Source organism: Ferranicluibacter rubi, from assembly GCF_011603255.1.
Classification (GTDB): domain Bacteria; phylum Pseudomonadota; class Alphaproteobacteria; order Rhizobiales; family Rhizobiaceae; genus Ferranicluibacter; species Ferranicluibacter rubi.
In genome coordinates, this window is record NZ_JAANCM010000005.1 from 81,012 (window position 1) to 100,317 (window position 19,306).

19 protein-coding genes are annotated in these 19,306 nt (G+C 63.3%); 11 read left to right on the forward strand and 8 right to left on the reverse strand.

The genetic code is table 11. The features are described 5' to 3' along the window. Positions 1–4 precede the first annotated feature (4 nt). Complete coding sequence (locus tag G8E10_RS11615; protein ID WP_167129040.1) at positions 5–1,018, reverse strand: AAA family ATPase; 1,014 nt, start codon at positions 1,016–1,018, stop codon at positions 5–7. 209 nt (positions 1,019–1,227) lie between these two features. On the opposite strand from G8E10_RS11615, the gene G8E10_RS11620 reads away from it, so the two are divergent. From G8E10_RS11620 to G8E10_RS11630, 3 genes are read left to right on the forward strand one after another with little or no spacing between them, the layout of a single operon-like run. Beyond that, positions 1,228–1,863, forward strand: coding sequence for a DUF1285 domain-containing protein (locus G8E10_RS11620; protein WP_167129042.1), 636 nt, complete (start codon positions 1,228–1,230; stop codon positions 1,861–1,863). Between the two features lie 25 nt (positions 1,864–1,888). Next, positions 1,889–2,530 carry a CoA pyrophosphatase gene (locus G8E10_RS11625; RefSeq protein WP_167129044.1) on the forward strand — a complete coding sequence of 214 codons (642 nt, stop codon included), beginning with the start codon at positions 1,889–1,891 and terminating at the stop codon, positions 2,528–2,530. Next, on the forward strand, positions 2,527–3,798 hold the full coding sequence (locus G8E10_RS11630) for a CCA tRNA nucleotidyltransferase (RefSeq protein WP_167129047.1): 1,272 nt from the start codon (positions 2,527–2,529) through the stop codon (positions 3,796–3,798). The genes G8E10_RS11625 and G8E10_RS11630 overlap by 4 nt, the downstream gene beginning before the upstream one ends. Before the next feature lie 56 nt (positions 3,799–3,854). Here the strand turns inward: G8E10_RS11630 and G8E10_RS11635 are convergent, their stop codons facing one another. Next, positions 3,855–4,040 (reverse strand): DUF1059 domain-containing protein, encoded by a 186-nt coding sequence (locus G8E10_RS11635; RefSeq protein WP_092934694.1) that lies wholly within the window; start codon positions 4,038–4,040, stop codon positions 3,855–3,857. Positions 4,041–4,230: 190 nt separating this feature from the next. On the opposite strand from G8E10_RS11635, the gene G8E10_RS11640 reads away from it, so the two are divergent. Both G8E10_RS11640 and G8E10_RS11645 read left to right on the forward strand, forming a co-directional pair. Next, positions 4,231–4,710 (forward strand): DUF4168 domain-containing protein, encoded by a 480-nt coding sequence (locus G8E10_RS11640; RefSeq protein ID WP_167129049.1) that lies wholly within the window; start codon positions 4,231–4,233, stop codon positions 4,708–4,710. 139 nt (positions 4,711–4,849) lie between these two features. Next, entirely contained in the window at positions 4,850–5,395 is a 546-nt protein-coding gene (locus G8E10_RS11645; RefSeq protein WP_092934691.1) for an adenine phosphoribosyltransferase, read from the forward strand. 73 nt (positions 5,396–5,468) lie between these two features. On the opposite strand, the gene ychF is transcribed toward G8E10_RS11645, so the two are convergent. Beyond that, the gene (gene ychF, locus G8E10_RS11650; protein ID WP_167129051.1) at positions 5,469–6,572 is read right to left on the reverse strand and encodes a redox-regulated ATPase YchF; all 1,104 of its coding nucleotides are present in this window, start codon (positions 6,570–6,572) and stop codon (positions 5,469–5,471) included. Positions 6,573–6,732: 160 nt separating this feature from the next. Here ychF and G8E10_RS11655 point away from each other — a divergent pair, with 160 nt between their 5' ends. The 3 genes from G8E10_RS11655 (at position 6,733) to clpS (ending at position 7,766) form a co-directional block, all read left to right on the forward strand. Beyond that, entirely contained in the window at positions 6,733–6,990 is a 258-nt protein-coding gene (locus tag G8E10_RS11655) for an AbrB/MazE/SpoVT family DNA-binding domain-containing protein (protein ID WP_167129053.1), read from the forward strand. Positions 6,991–7,021: 31 nt separating this feature from the next. Continuing rightward, positions 7,022–7,387, forward strand: coding sequence for a type II toxin-antitoxin system VapC family toxin (locus G8E10_RS11660; RefSeq protein ID WP_167129055.1), 366 nt, complete (start codon positions 7,022–7,024; stop codon positions 7,385–7,387). Between the two features lie 70 nt (positions 7,388–7,457). Beyond that, positions 7,458–7,766, forward strand: coding sequence for an ATP-dependent Clp protease adapter ClpS (gene clpS, locus G8E10_RS11665; protein WP_167129057.1), 309 nt, complete (start codon positions 7,458–7,460; stop codon positions 7,764–7,766). A gap of 37 nt (positions 7,767–7,803) precedes the next feature. Here clpS and pth read toward each other — a convergent pair whose 3' ends face one another. The 4 genes from pth to G8E10_RS11685 all read right to left on the reverse strand — a co-directional run bounded on the left by pth (position 7,804) and on the right by G8E10_RS11685 (position 12,727). Then, positions 7,804–8,520, reverse strand: coding sequence for an aminoacyl-tRNA hydrolase (gene pth, locus G8E10_RS11670; protein WP_167129059.1), 717 nt, complete (start codon positions 8,518–8,520; stop codon positions 7,804–7,806). A 133-nt stretch (positions 8,521–8,653) separates the two neighbouring features. Next, the gene (locus tag G8E10_RS11675; protein WP_167129062.1) at positions 8,654–9,424 is read right to left on the reverse strand and encodes a substrate-binding periplasmic protein; all 771 of its coding nucleotides are present in this window, start codon (positions 9,422–9,424) and stop codon (positions 8,654–8,656) included. Between the two features lie 64 nt (positions 9,425–9,488). Beyond that, complete coding sequence (locus G8E10_RS11680; protein ID WP_167129065.1) at positions 9,489–11,861, reverse strand: putative bifunctional diguanylate cyclase/phosphodiesterase; 2,373 nt, start codon at positions 11,859–11,861, stop codon at positions 9,489–9,491. Positions 11,862–12,076: 215 nt separating this feature from the next. Beyond that, on the reverse strand, positions 12,077–12,727 hold the full coding sequence (locus tag G8E10_RS11685; RefSeq protein WP_167129067.1) for a 50S ribosomal protein L25/general stress protein Ctc: 651 nt from the start codon (positions 12,725–12,727) through the stop codon (positions 12,077–12,079). Between the two features lie 256 nt (positions 12,728–12,983). On the opposite strand from G8E10_RS11685, the gene G8E10_RS11690 reads away from it, so the two are divergent. Continuing rightward, the gene (locus G8E10_RS11690; protein ID WP_167129070.1) at positions 12,984–15,068 is read left to right on the forward strand and encodes a putative bifunctional diguanylate cyclase/phosphodiesterase; all 2,085 of its coding nucleotides are present in this window, start codon (positions 12,984–12,986) and stop codon (positions 15,066–15,068) included. A gap of 24 nt (positions 15,069–15,092) precedes the next feature. On the opposite strand, the gene G8E10_RS11695 is transcribed toward G8E10_RS11690, so the two are convergent. Continuing rightward, complete coding sequence (locus G8E10_RS11695; protein WP_110799333.1) at positions 15,093–16,292, reverse strand: benzoate/H(+) symporter BenE family transporter; 1,200 nt, start codon at positions 16,290–16,292, stop codon at positions 15,093–15,095. 213 nt (positions 16,293–16,505) lie between these two features. On the opposite strand from G8E10_RS11695, the gene G8E10_RS11700 reads away from it, so the two are divergent. Beyond that, the gene (locus G8E10_RS11700; RefSeq protein WP_110799332.1) at positions 16,506–17,453 is read left to right on the forward strand and encodes a helix-turn-helix domain-containing protein; all 948 of its coding nucleotides are present in this window, start codon (positions 16,506–16,508) and stop codon (positions 17,451–17,453) included. A 161-nt stretch (positions 17,454–17,614) separates the two neighbouring features. Then, positions 17,615–19,123, forward strand: a complete 1,509-nt coding sequence (adh, locus tag G8E10_RS11705) for an aldehyde dehydrogenase (RefSeq protein ID WP_110728326.1) — start codon at positions 17,615–17,617, stop codon at positions 19,121–19,123. The last annotated feature ends 183 nt before the right edge of the window (positions 19,124–19,306 follow it).

A 19,306-nucleotide genomic window follows, 5' to 3' on the forward strand; every position in this document is an offset into this window, starting at 1 on the left:
CCGGTCAGGCCTTGAGCGTCTTGACGAGGCCCGCGATGACGTCGCGCACCGACATGCCCTCCGCGCGGGCAGCAAATGTCAGCGCCATGCGGTGCTGCAAAACGGGTTCGGCGAGCGCTGCGATATCGTCGATCGAGGGTGCAAGGCGACCGTCGTAAAGCGCGCGGGCGCGGGCGGTCAGCATCAGCGATTGGCCGGCGCGCGGGCCGGGGCCCCAGGCCACATGACGGTCCGTATTGGCATTGCCATGACCCGGGCGGGCGGAGCGCACCAGGTCCAAGATCGCATCGACCACGGTTTCGCTCACCGGCATCTGACGAATGAGGTTCTGGATGCCCATCAGCTTCGGCGCGTCCAGCACCGCCTTGACGCTGCTCTCCTGCGTGCCTGTGGTCTCCAGCAGAATGCGGCGTTCGGCGGCAAGCTCGGGGTAATCGACATCCACCTGCATCAGGAAGCGGTCGAGCTGGGCTTCCGGCAGCGGATAGGTGCCTTCCTGCTCCAGCGGGTTCTGGGTGGCGAGCACGTGGAAGGGGCGCGGCAGGTCGTTGCGCTGCCCGGCGACGGTCACATGATATTCCTGCATGGCCTGCAGCAGAGCGGACTGGGTGCGCGGGCTCGCGCGGTTGATCTCATCGGCCATCAGCAATTGGGTGAAGATCGGGCCGGGCACGAAGCGGAACGAGCGGCGCCCCGTCTCGTCCTGGTCCATCACTTCGGAGCCGAGAATATCGGACGGCATAAGGTCGGGTGTGAACTGCACGCGATTGCTGTCAAGGCCGAGCACGGTGCCGAGCGTGGTCACGAGCTTGGTCTTCGCAAGGCCGGGCACGCCGACGAGCAGCGCATGACCACCGGAGAGCACGGCAAGCAATGTCTGCTCGACCACGCTTTCCTGGCCGAAGATCACCTTGCCGACTTCCGTGCGGATGACCGCGATGTCGGCCAGTGCCTTTTCGGCTGCGGCCACGATCGCCTTGTCGTCGAGCGCGGCGTTCGCCGTGTTCATCAGTCCCATCGCTTAACTCTCCGCTCGCCCGGCGCCCTGGATGACCCTGATCCGAACGGGAATTCGAATCGCATCCGCGCCTGTTCCGTGTTCCATTTCAAACTAGCTATCACCTTCAGGCTGACAAGCCACGCGAGGCGCACTATCTCGTGAAGCTCATTCTGATAGAACGCAAGATCACTTCATGCCGCACGATCACGGGCAAACGGGACGGAACGATGGCAGCTGCGAAAACGGATGACAAAAGCGATGCTGCCGGTCTCGCAGCGATGATCGCCCGCGCGGCGGGACAGACCGTTACCATCGAGGGTGGCGCCCCGCGCGGCGTGCCGCCTGTGGAACGCTGGAACCCGCCCTTCTGCGGGGATCTCGACATGGAAATCCGAGGAGACGGAACCTGGTTCTACATGGGCACGCCCATCGGCCGGCAGGCGCTCGTTCGCCTGTTTTCCACCGTTCTGCGCAAGGACGAGGATGGCAAGACCTATCTGGTGACGCCGGTGGAGAAGGTCGGTATTCGCGTGGTGGATGCGCCTTTCCTCGCGGTGGAAATGACGGTGACGCATCGCGATGGCGCGCCAGTCCTTTCGTTTCGAACCAATGTCGGCGATGTCGTGGAAGCGGGGCCGGAGCACCCTCTGCGCTTCGAGATCGCCGGCGAGCATGCCGAGATGAAGCCTTATCTGCATGTGCGGGGCCGGCTGGAGGCGCTGGTGTCGCGGGCGGTGATGTACGATCTCGCAGCGCTTGGCGAGGAGATCGATATCGATGGCGTGCCGACCTTCGCCGTGCGCTCCGGTGGCGCCGTGTTCCCGATGATGCCGGCGGAAACGCTGGCAGCTCTCGCCGAATGATCGCGGGCTGGACGATGACGCTGCCATGACGGATGCCTTCAACACAGATTTCTCCGCCACTGGCTTCCGCAGCCGCGCGGCATCGCAGACCGGCGGGCCGATCGATCTTGCCTGGCGCGATCACGCCGACATCCTGCTCAATCCCGATGTCGTGCCTTACATCGAGACCCTGTCGCTGAAGGACGCCGCCGTGCTGGTGCCCGTGGTGGATGACGGTGCCGATGCGCGGGTGATCTTCACCGAGCGGACGGCGACGCTGCGCAAGCATTCCGGGCAGATCGCCTTTCCCGGCGGTTCGGTCGATCCCGAGGATCGCTCGGTCGAGGATGCGGCGCTCAGGGAAACCGAGGAGGAGATCGGCCTCGATCGCGCTTTCATCGAGCCTGTCGCGCGGTTGCCGCATTATATGGCGCTTTCCGGCTTCCGGATCACGCCGGTGCTGGGCATCGTCCGTCCAGGCTACACGCTGTCCTTGAACCCGGCTGAGGTCGCAGCATCCTTCGAAGTGCCGCTGTCCTTCCTGATGAATCCCGACAACCACACCGTCGATAGCGGCATGTGGAAAGGCGCGACACGCCATTATTACGCCATGCCCTATGAGGGACATCGGATCTGGGGCATCACGGCGGGTATCGTCCGGATGTTGTATGAAAGGCTCTACGCATGACACCTGCCGCACTCTCCGTCACGGATCAACCCTGGTTTCAGGCGCCGGCGCTTCGCCGCGTCTTCGACCTCTTGAATGCGGATGGCGGCGAGGTTCGCGTCGTCGGCGGTGCGGTGCGCAACGCGCTCATGGGGGCCGTGGTCAACGAGGTTGATCTGGCGACGACGTTGACGCCGGATGTGGTGACCGCACGGGCACAGGCGGCGGGCATCAAGGTGGTTCCGACCGGCATCGCGCATGGCACTGTCACGCTGGTCGTTGATGGCGCGCCCTTCGAGGTCACGACGCTGCGCCACGACGTTTCCACCGATGGCCGCCACGCCGAGGTCGCGTTCGGGACGGACTGGGCCGTGGATGCGGCGCGACGGGACCTGACGATGAATGCGCTCTATGCGACGGCATCCGGCGAGGTCATCGACCTTGTGGGCGGTGTCGCCGATATCGAACGGGGCATGGTTCGCTTCATCGGTCCGGCGGCGGAACGGGTGGCGGAAGACTATCTGCGCATTCTCCGCTTCTTCCGGTTCTTCGCCTGGTACGGCGCCTTCCGGCCGGATGCGGATGGCTTGCGGGCCTCCGCACAGGCAAAATCGAAGCTTTCAACGCTCTCGGCGGAGCGGGTCTGGGCGGAGCTGAAGAAGCTCCTGTCCGCTAGGGACCCGAGCAGAGCGCTGTTGTGGATGCGGACCTCCGGCGTTCTCACCAAGATCCTGCCGGAGAGCGAGAAATGGGGCATCGACGCCATTCCCGGTCTCGTGGCAACCGAGCAGGCCTTGGGGTGGCCGGTCGATCCGTTGCTGCGGCTGGCGGCCATGGTTCCTCCCGACGCCGACAGGCTGGAGGCGATGGCTGTGCGCCTGCGTTTCTCCAAAGCGGAAGGCGCTGCCCTGCAGGCGTTCGCTCTGGCAGGTCCGATCAAGGATAGCATGGCTGAGGCTGCGCTCGACCGGATTTTGTATCGGCAAGGTGCGGGCGGCGTGGTGTTCCGTCTGAAGCTGGCACTTGCTTCCGCACGCCAGAAGGCGGAAGGCGACGGCGATGCGATGGCCGTGGTGGGACGTCTTGGGCGGTTGCTCGACCGGGCGCTGGCCTGGCGGAAGCCAGCGTTTCCGGTGAGCGGTAGTGATCTGATTGCGGCTGGCATCTCGCCGGGGCCTGCCATGGGGGCAACGCTTGCGGACCTCGAAGAGGCTTGGATCGCCTCCGGTTTTCGCGAAAGCCGGGAAAGCCTGCTTGCGCGGGTGACGGACGCGCCTCCCGCGCGCTGAGCCTGGACACGGACGAAAGCCGCAGGCCGGATGCCTGCGGCTTTCATCCCGTTCGCTCAGGCCGCTTTCGTTTCATCCGCTATACGCGACTTGATGTTGTCGATCATCGTCTCGCGGATCACGTCTTCACCATGGGCCTGCCGCAGGTGCTCGACCGTGCGCCTCACGATCTCCGCGTCGTTGTCGGCCCGGGTATGCCAGTCGCATCCCGGCACCAGCGCGCCACATTCAAACAGTCTCATCTCTTCCTCCTCCGTTTCCTCCTGCCGCTTAACCTTTCGGATGGCGGCTGAAGCAAACCCACGAGATGGACGGATGGTTCCGGAAATCGGCTTATCGTCACATTCTCGCCGGGTGAACCGGTCAGAAGGGGCGCGGGCTGAGAAACGCAACGGACGCACATTGCTTCCCGGAAACACGGAAGGACACTTCATGAACAACCGCCCCACGACGCTCCGTACCAAGGCTGCCTCCACCCCCGTCGCATCGCTGACGGCTGCACTCCTCGGTATCCTCGTCGTTCAGTCGCCGGCCTTCGCGCAGGGCGCGGCCGAGCCGCAGGCGACCCAACCGCGCACGCCACAGGCCGGAGCCTCTCAGGTTCCAGCACCTCAGGCTCAGATTCCCCAAGCGGCGTTCACCGACGAGAAGCTGAAGGCCTTTGCCGTCGCCTATCTTCAGGTTGATAAGGTGCGGCAGGATTATACCCAGAAGATCGGCACCACGACCGATGCCGCGGCCAAGCAGAAGCTGCAGAACGAGGCCAACCAGCAGATGATCAAGGCCGTGGAAACCTCACCCGGCATGTCGCTGAACGACTACAAGACGATCATCACCGCTGCGCAATCCGACCCGACCGTGGCGCGCAAGGTGCAGGAAAACCTGCAGAAGAACCCCGCTTCAGCCGACTGATCGACACCATTGAACGGTCCGGCTGACGGCCGGACCGTTTCCTTGCAGGATGCGATTTTCGCGAAAAATGCTGTAGGGCCGGGCCGGGTCCGGTGCTAAAGGTTGGCGGTAACAGACCTTTGCGAGGCCTTCCGTTTTCATGACGTCTTCCCTACAGAGCGAGCTTGCCGCTGCCATCCGCACCATCGAGAATTACCCGAAGCCCGGCATTCTCTTTCGCGACATCACCACACTTCTCGGCAATCCCCGGGCGTTTCGTCGCTCGATCGACGAACTCGTGCACCCCTATGCCGGCACCAAGATCGACAAGGTCGCCGGCATCGAGGCACGCGGCTTCATCCTCGGCGGCGCCGTGGCGCATCAGCTGTCTTCGGGGTTCGTGCCCATCCGCAAGAAGGGCAAGCTGCCGCATGATACGGTGCGCATCGCCTATAGCCTCGAATATGGCGTGGACGAGATGGAAATGCACCGCGATGCCATCACGCCGGGGGAGAAGGTCATCGTCATCGACGACCTGATCGCCACGGGCGGCACGGCGGAAGGGGCCTGCAAGCTCTTAAAACAGATGGGCGCCGATATCGTCGCCGCCTGCTTCGTCATCGACCTTCCCGATCTCGGCGGTCGCAAGAAGCTCGAGGCGCTTGGCGTCGAGGTTCGCACGCTGGTCGAATTTTCCGGTCACTGACGAGAACGGCCTCAGGCATGTCCGAAGAGGAGATGCCTGAGGCCGTTTTATTCTTGCCGCCGCTTGTCAGCGATTAGGTGTTGAAGCGGAAGTGGATGACGTCGCCGTCCTGCACGACATATTCCTTGCCTTCGTCGCGTGCCTTACCGGCTTCCTTTGCGCCGCTTTCGCCGCCAAACTGAATGTAGTCGTCGAAGGCGATGGTGTTGGCGCGGATGAAGCCGCGTTCGAAATCGGAATGGATGACGCCGGCTGCGGCCGGCGCCTTGATGCCGCGCTCGATGGTCCAGGCGCGCGTTTCCTTCGGGCCGACCGTGAAGTAGGTGATCAGGTCGAGCAGCTTGTAGCCGGCGCGAATGAGACGGTCGAGACCGGCTTCGCTCAGCCCCAGCGCTTCGAGAAATTCCCGCGACTCGTCTTCCGGCAGCTGTGCGACTTCCGATTCGATGGCGGCGGAGATGACCACGGTTTCCGCCCCTTGCGCCTTGGCCATCGCCTCGACGGCGCGCGTATGGGCATTGCCGTCGACCGCATCGGCCTCGGCGACGTTGCAGACGTAGAGGACGGGGTGCGAGGTCAGGAGGTTCAGACCCTTGAGGATCAGCAGTTCCTCGGCGTTCAACGTGGACAGCAGCGTGCGGACCGGCTTGCCTTCGTTCAGGAGCTTCAGCGACGCATCCATGATCGGCAGGGCGGCGACCGATTCCTTATCCTTTGAGCTTGCCCGCTTGCGGGTCTGCTCGGTGCGGCGCTCCAGGCTCTCGAGGTCGGCGAGCATCAGCTCGGTCTCGATCGTGTCGGCGTCCGCAACCGGGTCGATCTTGCCCTCGACATGGGTGATGTCGTCGTCTTCGAAGCAGCGCAGCACATGCACCACGGCATCGACTTCGCGGATGTTGGCGAGAAACTGATTTCCGAGGCCTTCACCTTTCGACGCGCCGCGCACGAGGCCGGCGATGTCGACGAAGGCGATGCGGGTCGGAATGAGCTCCTTGGACTTGGCGATATCGGCCAGCTTGCGCATCCGCGGATCCGGCACGGCGACTTCACCGGTGTTCGGCTCGATGGTGCAGAAGGGATAATTGGCCGCCTGCGCCTGCGCCGTCTTCGTCAGCGCGTTGAACAGCGTGGACTTGCCGACATTCGGCAGACCGACGATACCGCATTTGAAACCCATGGCGTAACGACCCGTCTCTTCTCGTTTTGCAATGCGGTGCCTATGGGCGAAAGCGGCTGAGGGGTCAAGGGGTGGGCTGCCGTCGGCAGGTCCGAGCGCTTGCGCGCCTTGTCGCTCCTGCTGTCTGTGTTACCATCGCAAAATGGAAAGGACAGGTGCGATGGTACGGCTCAAAGTCTCGGCAGAAGGGCAGATCACCCTCAAGAAGGAAGTGCTCGAACACCTCGGCATCGGCCCCGGCGACGAGGTGGATATCGACTTGATGCCGAGCCGCCGGGCATCGCTGCGCGTGATCGGCGAGACGCGGCCGATCGAGAGCCTGTTCGGGATGGTCAAAAACCCCACTGGACGGACCTATACGGTCGAAGAGATCAATGAGGCGATCGCGGCGGGTTATGCAGGGGAGGCAGACGACTGAGTATCGTTGTCGACACCATATTCTCCTTCGGGTGCTGATCGTTGATGATCCAGAGGAAAGTCGTCAGGCGCAGGCGGTGATGCGTTCGGATTTTGTCGTGCTCTCTATTCATGCCCTCTGTGAGCTGGATTGGGTTCTGCGTCGCCTCTACAAAAAGAGCCGTTCAGAGGTGATAGAGATCATACAAGCATTGATGGAAACGCAAGGGATCGTCACGGACAGCGAAACCGTTCATGCAGGTATGTCCTTTCTCTCAAGCGGCGGCGACTTTGCCGATGGCGTTATCGAGCGTGATGGGCGGAGGCTGGGCGGTCAGGTGTTTGCCACCTTCGACAAACGCGCCGCTGCCATCATTCGGCGGAGTGGCCGGGCGGTGAATCTGCTCGGCCGCGCTTGAAACCAGCTTTATCCGATGTGATATAGCGGCATGCCTGCATCCGGGCCTTTCCGTCAGAAGGCACTTGCCCATGAGCGATGATACCACTACCACGCCGAAGACCGTGACAAAGCCGAAGCTCGATCGGCCGAAGCTCTACAAGATCATTCTCCTGAACGACGACTATACGCCGCGTGACTTCGTCATCATGGTGCTGAAGATCGTCTTCCGGATGAGCGAGGAGACCGGCTACCGGATGATGCTGACCGCCCACAAGATGGGCTCCTGCGTTCTTCTCGTCTGCGCGCGCGATATCGCGGAGACGAAGGCTAAGGAAGCGACGGACCTTGCCAAGGAAGCCGGGTTTCCGATGATGCTGACCACCGAGCCGGAGAATTGATCGGGTCATCGCTGCGGCTTTGACCACTGCGGGCTGATTAATCGTCCTTGTTGCCGAACAGCTTCTTCAGCATGTCCGCCATCGGGCCGGTCGTTGGCAGAATCTTCGGCTGGGCATGGTTGCGCGCCGCACGGATATGAGACTGGCCGGCGGGCTTTGCCTTCTGCGCCGGCTCGGCCGGTGGTGGGCTGCCGGTGGCGAGCGCGAGCTTGTTCATCAGCTGCGAATCCTCGCCCCTGGCCAGCATGTCCGCATTGTCCGCCAGCGCTTCCAGCAGCGGGTCCAGCCAGATGCGGTCGGCCTTGGCGAAATCGCCGAGAACGTGGCGTTCCACCAGTTCCTTGGCGCCGGGATGGCCGATGCCGAGGCGGAGGCGACGGTATTCGCGGCCGCAGTGGGCGTCCATGGACTTGATGCCGTTATGTCCGCCATGGCCGCCGCCCGTCTTCAGCCGGGCTTTGCCGGGCACCAGATCAAGCTCGTCATAGATGGCGACGACGCTGCCGACGGGAACCTTGTAGAAGCGCATGGCCTCGCCGACGGATTCGCCCGAGAGATTCATGAAGGTTTGGGGCTTCATCAACAGTACGCGCTCGCCGCCGAGGTCGCCTTCTGCAATCTCGGCCTTGAACTTCTTCGACCACGGGGAGAAGGCATGACGGCGATGGATCGCGTCGAGGGCCATGAAGCCGATATTGTGGCGGTTTCCCGCATATTTCGGGCCCGGATTGCCCAGTCCTGCAAAGATCAGCATGTTTCGTCTCGGGTCGGTCGCCGGTTCGGGTGCATGGCCGCTATTGCCGACGCATGCTGTTAAGCCGATGTCTTGCACCGCGCAGGGCCGTCCGTGTCAAGCCGGTTCGCGATGCGGAGGTGTTGGGACAGCTCTATTTCGGCGAATTTTTGTAGCGACGCTCCATCTCGGCTTGGGTGCCATCGGCGATCAGGCGGTCCAGCACCGCCTGCATGTCGGCGATGGTCCGGTCCGGCACGGCCTTGTTGCAGGCGATGCCCGAGTGTGCCGTTTCCACGTCGAGGATGGCTTCGAGCGGCTGGCCCTGTCCCCGCAACTCGTCGAAGGTCTTGCGGGTCAGCAGCACGAGATCGACGCGGCCGGCCAGAAGTTTCTTCAGGGAGAGGTCGATGCTCGGCGCGGTGTCGAGGTGTGGAAATCCCTGGGCGAGAGCGAAGAGTTCACCGCTGTCGTCCTTATGAACGGCGACGGTGAAAGCCTTGGCGGCCTCGATCGAGCGGGGGCGGGCTTTGCCGCTGGTACGGCCGATCAGCATGAGGGTATCGATATTCAGCGGCGAAACCCATTTGAAGCGCTCTGCGCGTTCCGGCAACAGCGTCGTCGTGAAGACGCAGGTCGCGGGGTCGGTTTCCGCCGTCGCGATCGCGCGGGCCCAGGGAACGATGTCGAGCGTGTAGTCGGGATGGACTTCGGCCATGATGCGGCGAACCTGATCGACCGAGGAGCCCGTGATCTCGCCGTCCTGCGTGAAGGCGAAGGGCGGATATTCCTCCGTCAGCATCGTGAGCGTACGGACGCCCTCAGGCGCTTCGGACGTTTGCGCAAGCGTCGGGGTGTTCGGGAGAAGGAGGCCCAGAAGGACCACGCCCGATACCGTCAAACCCCGTGCCTGCCATAATCTCATTCGCTGCATGCCTGCCGTCATTCCTTGTTGCCCTCGCGAAGGCGGCTGTCCTGGTGTGGTGCGTTCAGGCCGTCGTCGCCTTGGCTTCCGAGTTGCTTTCCAGCATTTTCAGCATCTCGCCGATCGGCATCGGCTTGCTGAAGAAGTAGCCTTGGCCATAGTCGATGCCGAGCTTCTTTAGAAGCTCCCAGTCCTCGAGCGTCTCGATGCCCTCGGCAACCGTGTCGTATCCCATCTGGTTGGAGATGGTGCGGATGCCTTTGATGAGCATGCGGCTCTTGCGGCGGACGTCCACCTCATCGGCCGTCAGCGACCGCGTGAAGGACTGGTCCACCTTGACGATATCGACGGGGAAGCGGTTGAGGTAGCTGAGCGACGAATAGCCGGTGCCAAAATCGTCGAGTGCGATCCGGCAGCCGAATTCGCCGAGCTGCTTCAGCACGGCATGAACATCCGGGCTGTCGAGCATAAGGACGGCTTCCGTGATTTCGATCACGATGCGGCTCGGTGCGATGTGGTTCTTCAGAAGCAGCGCCGCGAGTTTGTGGGGCAGGGTGGTCTCGAACTGCATCGGCGAGAAGTTGACCGCGAGATAGGTCTCGCCGGTGCCTTCCAGACGCGAGATGACGGCGAGATGGCCGATGGCTTTCTCCAGAATGCGCTCGCCGATGCGGCCGATCGTGCCGGTTTCCTCCGCGATGCCGATGATGCGGGCGGGGGCGAGAATGCCCTTTTCCGGATGGTTCAGTCGCATCAGCGCTTCGAAGCCAACGATGCGGCCATCGCTCATGCCGACGATCGGCTGGAGATAGGCCTCGAACCAGTCTTCGCGCAGGCCGGCCTCGATGTATTGGGCGATCTCGTGGCGTTCGCGTGCGGCGTCGAGCATGGAGGTGTCGAACATCTGTTTGCCGTTCTTGCCGCCGTGCTTGCGCGCATACATGGCGATGTCGGATTTCAGCAGGAGATCCGAGGCGTTTTCGGCATGGATCGGGTAGAGCGCGATGCCGATGCTGCAGCTGACCGACAGTTCGGTGCCGCGCACAATGATCGGTTCGGCAAGACCCGCGCAGATGCTGTCGCCGATATCGCTGGCCAGCGTCTCCACATTCTCGCCGTTGATGAGGATGGCGAACTCGTCGCCACCGATGCGCGACATCGTGTCTTCCGGCCGCAGGTTGGCGCGAATACGGGAGACGACCTGCCGCAGGACTTCGTCTCCGACAGCGTGGCCGAAATTATCGTTGATCCATTTGAAGCGATCGAGATCGATGAAGACGCAGGCGAGTTCGCCCGACCGCTCGTCGGCCTTGCGAATGCCCGCATCCAGTGCCGCCTCGAAGCCCTGACGGTTCAGGAGGCCGGTCAGATGGTCCGTCGTGGCCTGCACGTGATTGCGGCTTTCGGCCTGCTTCAGCGCGGTGATATCGGTCATGACGGCGAGGGCGGCGTCCTCGGTCTGGCCGTGGCCGAGCGTCATGGTTTCCTGGATCAGCACGGTCATCGTCTCGCCGTTCGCCTTCACGAAGGGGACGGTGACCTCGCAGGTGCTCTGAAGGCCGGCGGCGATGCGGCGTTCGCGATAGGCCGCGTGGGCCGAAGGTTCGATGAGGTCCGAAAACAGGCGGTCGATGACGGCTTCCCGCCCATAGCCCGTCTTGCTCAGCCAGAAATTGCTGACGGCGACGATCCTGTCTTCCAGATCGATCGAGAACAGCATGGCCGGGGTCAGGTTGTAGATCTCGGTGGAGCGGGCATGGGCACGGCGAAGGGCGTTCTGCTCGTTTTCCAGACGGCTCTGCATCTCGTTGAACTTGAGCACGAGCGCGCCCATCTCGTCGTCCGATTCCCATTCCACCCTCTGGCGTGACCCGAACAGGCGGCTCATCTCGATGGCGGCGGTCAGGCGCAGGAGCGGGCGGATGACGGTGATGCGGTTGCCGACGATGGCGGCGATGAACACCACCGCGATGGCGACGATGAGAATGGAGAAGATGACGAGTTCGTCATTGCCGAAGCGGGTCAGGAGGCCGTCGGTCCGCACGTGCAGCTCGACCGTTCCCACGGACTTCCTGCCCGTCGGGGCGTAATAGACGATGTCGCGTGACAGGACCGAATGCGGCGCCGCGGTTTCGTTGTCCGTAGCAGGATAGGCTGCCGAGAGGCCGGCCGACGTGCCGGTGACCTTGACGAAGGCGATGTTCCCGTCGGCGGCGAGTGCACGCGCGATCTGGTTCATGGCTTCCGTGTCGAAGTCCCAGAGCGGTTTTGCCAGAGCTTTCGATCCGGCATCCAGCATGACCTCGGCATTGGCGAGATGCTCGCGCTCGATGCGTCCGGAGGAAAGGTAGAGGAAGAGGACGATCAGCGGCGCGACGAACACCAGCATGGCGCCGCAGACGATCGCGACGAAGCGATGTTCCACAGAATGCATCATTGTGCTGCCCCTAAAAACGCCTGTGCCATCGCCCGTTCCCTGCACAGTGCAGCATGATGAAGCACGCCGCACGACCTGCGGCAACATGATCATAAAAGCATTAAATGTTATTGAAGCGATGGAGTCCGGACGGAATACAAAAAGGCCCGCCTGCGGGGTGCAGACGGGCCTTTCGATGAGGCAGTGGTGCTCGTAAACTTAACCGGAGTTAAGGTTTACTCAGCGTTACCTTCGCTCGCAGCATCACCGGCAGCTTCGCCAGCCGGTGTACCTTCTTCTTCTTCGGCCGTCAGGACGTCCGGAGCGGCGATCGTAGCAACCGTGAAGTCACGGTCGGTGATCGTCAGCGTGGCGTTCTCGGGCAGCGTGATGTCCGAGATGTGGATGCCGTCGCCGATCTTGGAAAGGCCGCTGAGGTCGACGGTGATGGCTTCCGGGATCGCGTTCGCGGGAACGACCAGTTCGATCGTGTGACGGACGACGTTCAGAACGCCGCCATTCTTGATGGCAGCGGACTTGTCTTCGTTTTCGAAGTGAACCGGCACTTCGACGGTGACGACGCTGTTCTTCGACACGCGCAGGAAGTCGACATGCATGGTGAAATCGCGCACCGGATCGAGCTGGTAGTCCTTCGGGAGGACCTGGATCTTCTCGCCGTTGACGTCGATCGTGGCAACCGTGGTCATGAAACCGCCGGCATGGATGTGACGTGTGACTTCCTTCGTGGACAGGGCGATGGAAATCGGTGTCTGCTTGTCACCGTAGATGACAGCAGGAATAAGACCGTTGCGGCGAAGTTCACGGGAGGACCCCTTACCAACCCGTTCGCGCGTTTCGGCCTTGAGCTCGTAAGTTGCGTTGCTCATGGCAGTACCTTTCTTGTTGTGAAGCATTCGCAGGGCGCAATGGCCTTGCGAATTGAGGTTTTGAGGCCTCATCCGCGTTTGCCTCCAAGGGTGTCTGCGCGGACGCGCGTCCATAACGGAGAACGCTCGGAATTGCAATGCTTCGCGCTTCGCGGCCGTTCAGAGGTCGCTAACCGTTTCAAGAGAACGCGTCGGAGCATTAACGGCCTGAGGGGACCGGGCATGTCAGGTGTGGGACGTCTCTCATAGGTGTTTCATGCTGACATTTCTTACCTGCGTGACGAACGACCATGCATATCCTCTGCTGGTCGCAGCGCTCGTGGTCTGCGTTCTCGGCTCGGTCCTGACGATGCGGCTTTACGCCCGCGTGCGGCGGACGCAAGGCGTCCAGAAGCTGAACTGGCTGTTTCTTTCGGGATGCATCGGCGGCTCGACCATCTGGTCGACGCATTTCATCGCGATGCTCAGCTACCGGATGCCGCTCGATCACGCCTATGATCCTCTGACGACGCTGTGGTCGCTGGCCATCGCGGTCGGCTTCACGCTGTTCGGCTTTGCCGTCACCGCCGGGCGGCAGACCGGCGCCACCATCGAGGTCGGCGGCGGCATCGTCGGGCTGGGTATCGTCTCCATGCACTATGTCGGGATGGCTGCACTGCTCGTTGCGGGCGTCAAGACGTGGGACACGGTGCTGACGATTGCGGCCGTCGTGCTGTCCGTCGGCTTCGGTGCCGTTGCCACCAACCGCATCGCGCGGCCGGTCACCCGTTTCTGCAAATATGGCGGTGCCGCCGGCCTCATCCTTGCGATCCTCTCGCTGCATTTCACGGCGATGACGGGTATGACGGTTTCCCCGGACCCCACGATCTCGATCCCCGCAATGGCGGTGGAGGAGAGCGCGCTGGCCGCAATGGTCCTTCTGATCATGACCGTCATGATGGCGCTCGGCGCCTCGGCCTATGTGATCGACCTGAACTCCAGCCAGATCGCCGCGGAACGCTACCGTCATCTCTCGTCGCACGATGCCTTGACCGGTTTGCCGAACCGGCAGGCGCTTCACGAGCATGTCGGCGAAGCGATGCGGCAGCCGCGCGACGATACGGAGCGTCTGGCTCTGGTGGTCATTGGCATCAACCGGTTCAAGGACGTGAACGATGCCCATGGTCAGGCCGTCGGCGACCGCGTGTTGCGGGCAATTGCAGAAGGGGTGTCCGGCATCCTGCAACCGGGCGAATTTCTCGCGCGGGTCGGCGGCGATGAGTTCGTGGCCGTTCGAGACCGCTTCTTCATGAAGGCCGATGCAAAGGAATTCGCGGAGCGGATCCTCAGCGCCGTCAGCCTGCCGATGGACCTCGAAGGGCAGGCGTTCCGGGTGACGGCGAGTGCCGGTATCGCGCTCTTTCCCGGTTCGGCCCAGACCGCCATCGACCTTGTGGCACAGGCAGATCTCGCCATGCACCGGGCCAAGGTCAACGGCGCGAGCACGGTGCGGTTCTACAAGCCGAGCATGGATACGGCCACGCGCGACCGTAGTCTCCTGTCGATCGACCTTCATCAATCCATCGATCGTGGCGAACTCGAACTCTATTACCAGCCGCAGAACGATACGCTGAGCCGCGATATCATCGGCTACGAAGTTCTCCTACGCTGGCGTCACCCGACGCGGGGCATGGTGTCGCCCGCGGAGTTCATTCCGCTGGCGGAGCGGACGGGATTCATCCAGACGCTTGGCGACTGGGTGCTGGAGACCGCTTGCCGGGAAGCGTCATCCTGGGCACAACCGCTGCGCATTGCCGTCAACGTCGCCCCTGCCCAGCTGGCGGACGTGGCTCTGCCGCACCGGGTGCGCGACATCCTTATTCAGACGGGACTTCCGGCCGACCGTCTCGAACTCGAGATCACCGAAACCGGTATCATCGGCGACCAGCAGCACGCCCTGCACATCATCCGGCAGCTGAAGGCCATGGGCGTGAAGATCGCAATGGACGACTACGGCACCGGCTATTCCTCGCTTTCGACGCTGCAGAACTTCCCGTTCGACAAGATCAAGATCGATCGCAGTTTCGTTGACGGCATCGGCCGCAGCCGGCCCGCCGAGGCGATCGTGCGCTCGACCATCATCTTGGCACGCAGCCTCGATATTCCCGTTCTCGCCGAAGGGGTGGAGACCGAGGAGCACATGACATTCCTGCGTGGCGAGGGGTGTCTGCAGGTTCAGGGCTTTCTGTTCGGACGGCCTCAGCCGCTGTCCGACATCAAGACCGCCGTGATGACAGCCGTCGAGATCGCGCCACCTGCGGACGCCGAGATCGTCGACCTTCCCCAAGCGACGGCCGCCTGAAGATTTCAGGCGGATGGACGCAGCTCAGGAGGGGCGCGAAGACTTGCCGCGTCCGGACCTGATATGGCCGAGGAACAGCATGAGCCCGCCCGCGACGATGCCCCAGAAGGCGCCGGAGATGCCGGCAAAGCTGACGCCGGAGGCCGTGACGAGGAAGGTGATGGCCGCGCCGTCCCGGCTTTCCGCATCCTTGAACGCGGCGGACGCCGATGCAGCGAAGGCGCCGATCAGCGCGAGACCCGCCACGGCCTGGATGAGCACCGGCGGCGCCAAGCCGACGAGCAGGGTCACGGTGGCCGCGAGAAGCCCGAAGACGATGTAGAAAATGCCGGCGATGATTGCCGACCAGTAGCGCCGCGCGGGGTCTGCGTGCGAATCCGGGCCGGCGCACATGGCCGCCGTGATGGCCGCGAGGTTGACGGCGTGACCGCCGAAGGGGACGGCGAAGAGCGAGAAGACGCCGGTTGCCGCAAAGAGCGGGCCCGGCTCCGGTGCGTAGCCGTGGACTTTCAGCACCGCGATGCCCGGAATGTTCTGCGACGCCATGGTGACGACGAACAGGGGCAGGGCAATGGAGACGAGCCCGGCGAGGGTGAAGACCGGCATGACGAACACCGGTTGCGGGACAAGCGTTGCGACGACGCGGTCCATCGTGCCCGGGGGGATGTCGATGCCGAAGATGATGACGAGGGTGAAGGCGAGGAGGGCGGCCGGCACCGCGAGCAGCCGATTGAACGTTCCGGCGATCGCCCAGGCCAGCACGATCGGCAGGCCGAGCGCGGGATCGGCGCCGACCGCCTTCACCGGAGCGAAGCAGAGCGAGAGGAGCACGCCCGCGAGCATGGCGTTTGCGAGCGGTGCCGGGATCATGGCGACAAGTCGGCCGAGCGGGCGCCAGAGGCCGGCAATCACGATCATGATGCCGCAGAGCACGAAGCCGCCGGCGGCGGCCGGAAATCCGCCGGCGATCGCGCCGGAACTGGCGATCAGGGCTGCACCCGGCGTCGACCAGGCGATGCTGATGGGCAGGCGGGTCCAGACGCTCAAAAGGATCGCGAGGATGCCCATCGAGACCGACAGGGCCATCAGCCCGGATGCCGCCTCAGCCTCCGTCGCACCTACGGCCGACAGTCCGTGCAGGATGACGGCGAAGGAACTGGCAAAGCCGACAAAGGCGGTGAGGAGCCCCATGAACAGGCTCTGGAGAGAGAGGTCGCGCAGCATGATGGTCCGTCGGAAAGCAGAGGAGGAGGCTGGCCCTTGCGGGCATGGTGTCCGTTCGCTGTAGCAAGTTGGAAGCCGTGAGAACACATGCCGGCGCGAATTTTCCCGAGCGCGCTTTCCTGGTCAGCGCGAAAGTACCCGCGAGCCCGGCATGGACGTTTGCCGAAATCCCGTTATAGTACCGTTACCGTCAGCTTTCGGGGAGGAGAGCGGATGAACCATTCGGATCACGTTCAGGCCGTGGCGCATCATGCGTCGGCGGCAGCCAGTTCGCCCGTTGCCGCCTCGTGGCGGCGATGCATGACCGTGCACGGGCTTTCGCCGGAAGAAGCGCGGTCGCCGATGCGGCTCGACGAGCGGGCGTTTCGTTTCGCGCGCGAGGAAAGCGGAGCTCTGCTCGAAGAGGCGCGGGGCGAGATCGACCGGTTGTTTGCCACGGTCGGAAAGGCGGGGTGCTGCCTGCTCCTGACGGATGGAAACGGCGTCGCGCTGGAGCGGCGGGGTGCGGCCGGCGACGATGATGATTTTCGCGGCATCGGCCTCTGGTCCGGCACGCTCTGGAGCGAGGCCAGCGTCGGCACCAACGGCATCGGCACGGCGATTGCCGACGAGCGGCCCATCGTCATCTATCGCGACCAGCATTTCCTCAGCCGCAACACGGGCCTTTCCTGCGCCACCGCGCCGATCCGCGACCATCGCGGCCGCGTGACGGCGGCGATCGACATTTCCACCTGCCGCGAGGATGCCGGGGAAATGGCGATGAGCATTCTCTCGCAAGCGGTGCGGGACGCTGCCGCGCGGATCGAATCGAACCTCTTCCATCGCGCCTTTCGCGGCCATCGCGTACTGCTGGTGCCGGCGGAGGGCAAGGCGAGCCCGGCGCTGCTCGCCATCGATCGAGACGACCTCGTGCTCGGTGCGACGCGGGCGGCCCGACTGACGCTGGGGATCGACGATCTCAGGATCGCCGCCGGCATTCCTGCCTCCGACCTTCTGCACGACCGCCCCTCGGGCGAGCACGAGAACCTCGACGATGCGGAACGGGCGGCATTGCGCCGGGTGCTGTCGCGCGCCAGCGGCAATGTGTCGGCGGCTGCCGAATGCCTCGGCATCAGCCGCGCGACGCTCTACCGGAAGATGAAGAAGCTCTCGATCGATTGAGATACCAGACGTTTGCGCGCTGCAGCACGGGTTGCAGCGCACGCGTGTCGCAGATGTGAGACAGTCGCGCGGACGATCGGCCTATCCCCCCTTTTGCCGCGGAATGTTCCGGCGCAGGGTCTTCCCCAGACAGAGGTAGCTGTCCCTTGGAGGAGACCCACATGCTGCACCAGAAGATCGTCGAGAACCCGTTCAAGCAGAAGTACGGCAACTTTATCGGGGGCGCATGGCGCGATGCCGCGAGCGGCCGCACGTTCGACAACACGACGCCCATCACCGGCGGCGTTCTTTGCCAAATCGCCCGTTCGGAAGCCGCCGACGTGGAGCTGGCGCTGGATGCCGCCCACGCCGCAAAGGACAAATGGGGCCGGACCTCGACCACCGAGCGCGCCAATATCCTGATGAAGATCGCGCAGCGCATGGAAGACAATATGGAGCTTCTGGCGCGGGCGGAAACCTGGGACAACGGCAAGCCGCTGCGTGAAACCATGGCAGCCGACATGCCGCTCGCCATCGACCATTTCCGATACTTCGCTTCCTGCGTCCGGGCCCAGGAAGGCACGATCGGGGAAGTGGACCGCGACACCATCGCCTATCACTTCCACGAGCCGCTTGGCGTCGTCGCGCAGATCATCCCGTGGAATTTCCCAATTCTCATGGCCGCCTGGAAGCTTGCACCGGCGCTCGCTGCCGGGAACTGCGTCATTCTCAAGCCTGCCGAGCAGACGCCGGCCTCCATTCTCGTCTGGGCCGAGCTGATCGCCGACCTGCTGCCGCCGGGCGTGCTCAACATTGTCAACGGCTTCGGTCTCGAGGCCGGCAAGCCGCTGGCGACCAATCCGCGCATCAACAAAGTGGCCTTCACCGGGGAGACCTCCACGGGCCGGCTGATCATGCAATATGCCAGCCAGAACCTCATTCCCGTGACGCTGGAACTGGGCGGCAAGTCGCCGAACATCTTCTTCGAAGACGTGATGCGCGAGGATGACGACTATCTCGACAAGGCGCTCGAAGGGTTCGCCATGTTCGCGCTCAACCAGGGCGAGGTTTGCACCTGCCCGAGCCGTGCGCTGATCCACGAGAAGATCTACGATCGCTTCATGGAGAAGGCGCTGAAGCGCGTCGCCGCCATCAAGCAGGGCAACCCGCTCGATATGTCGACGATGATCGGCGCGCAGGCGTCCAGCGAGCAGCTGGAAAAGATCATGTCCTACATGGACATCGGCCGGCAGGAAGGCGCAGAGGTGCTGATCGGCGGCGAGCGCAACACGCTGGAAGGCGAACTGGCGGGCGGTTTCTACGTGAAGCCGACCGTGTTCAAGGGCCATAACAAGATGCGGGTGTTCCAGGAGGAAATCTTCGGCCCCGTGGTTTCCGTCACCACCTTCAAGGACGATGCGGAAGCGCTGGAAATCGCCAACGACACGCTCTACGGCCTCGGTTCGGGCGTATGGAGCCGGGATGCGAACCGTTGCTACAACTTCGGCCGCAATATCCAGGCCGGCCGCGTCTGGACGAATTGCTACCATGCCTATCCGGCGCACGCGGCCTTCGGCGGCTACAAGCAGTCCGGTATCGGGCGCGAGACGCACAAGATGATGCTCGACCACTACCAGCAGACCAAGAACATGCTGGTCAGCTACAGCCCGAAGGCGCTCGGCTTCTTCTGAGCAGCGGGATCACGGAATCAGGAAACGCCATCTCCCGGTTCGCCGGGGGATGGTCATGTTTGGCATAGCTCAGCCGTGATGGACGACCAGTGCCAGCGCGCTCCAGAGCAGAAGCGACAGGCTCATGCAGCTCAGATAGCACTCCGTGCGATATGACATGATGTGATCCTCCCAAATCCTGGT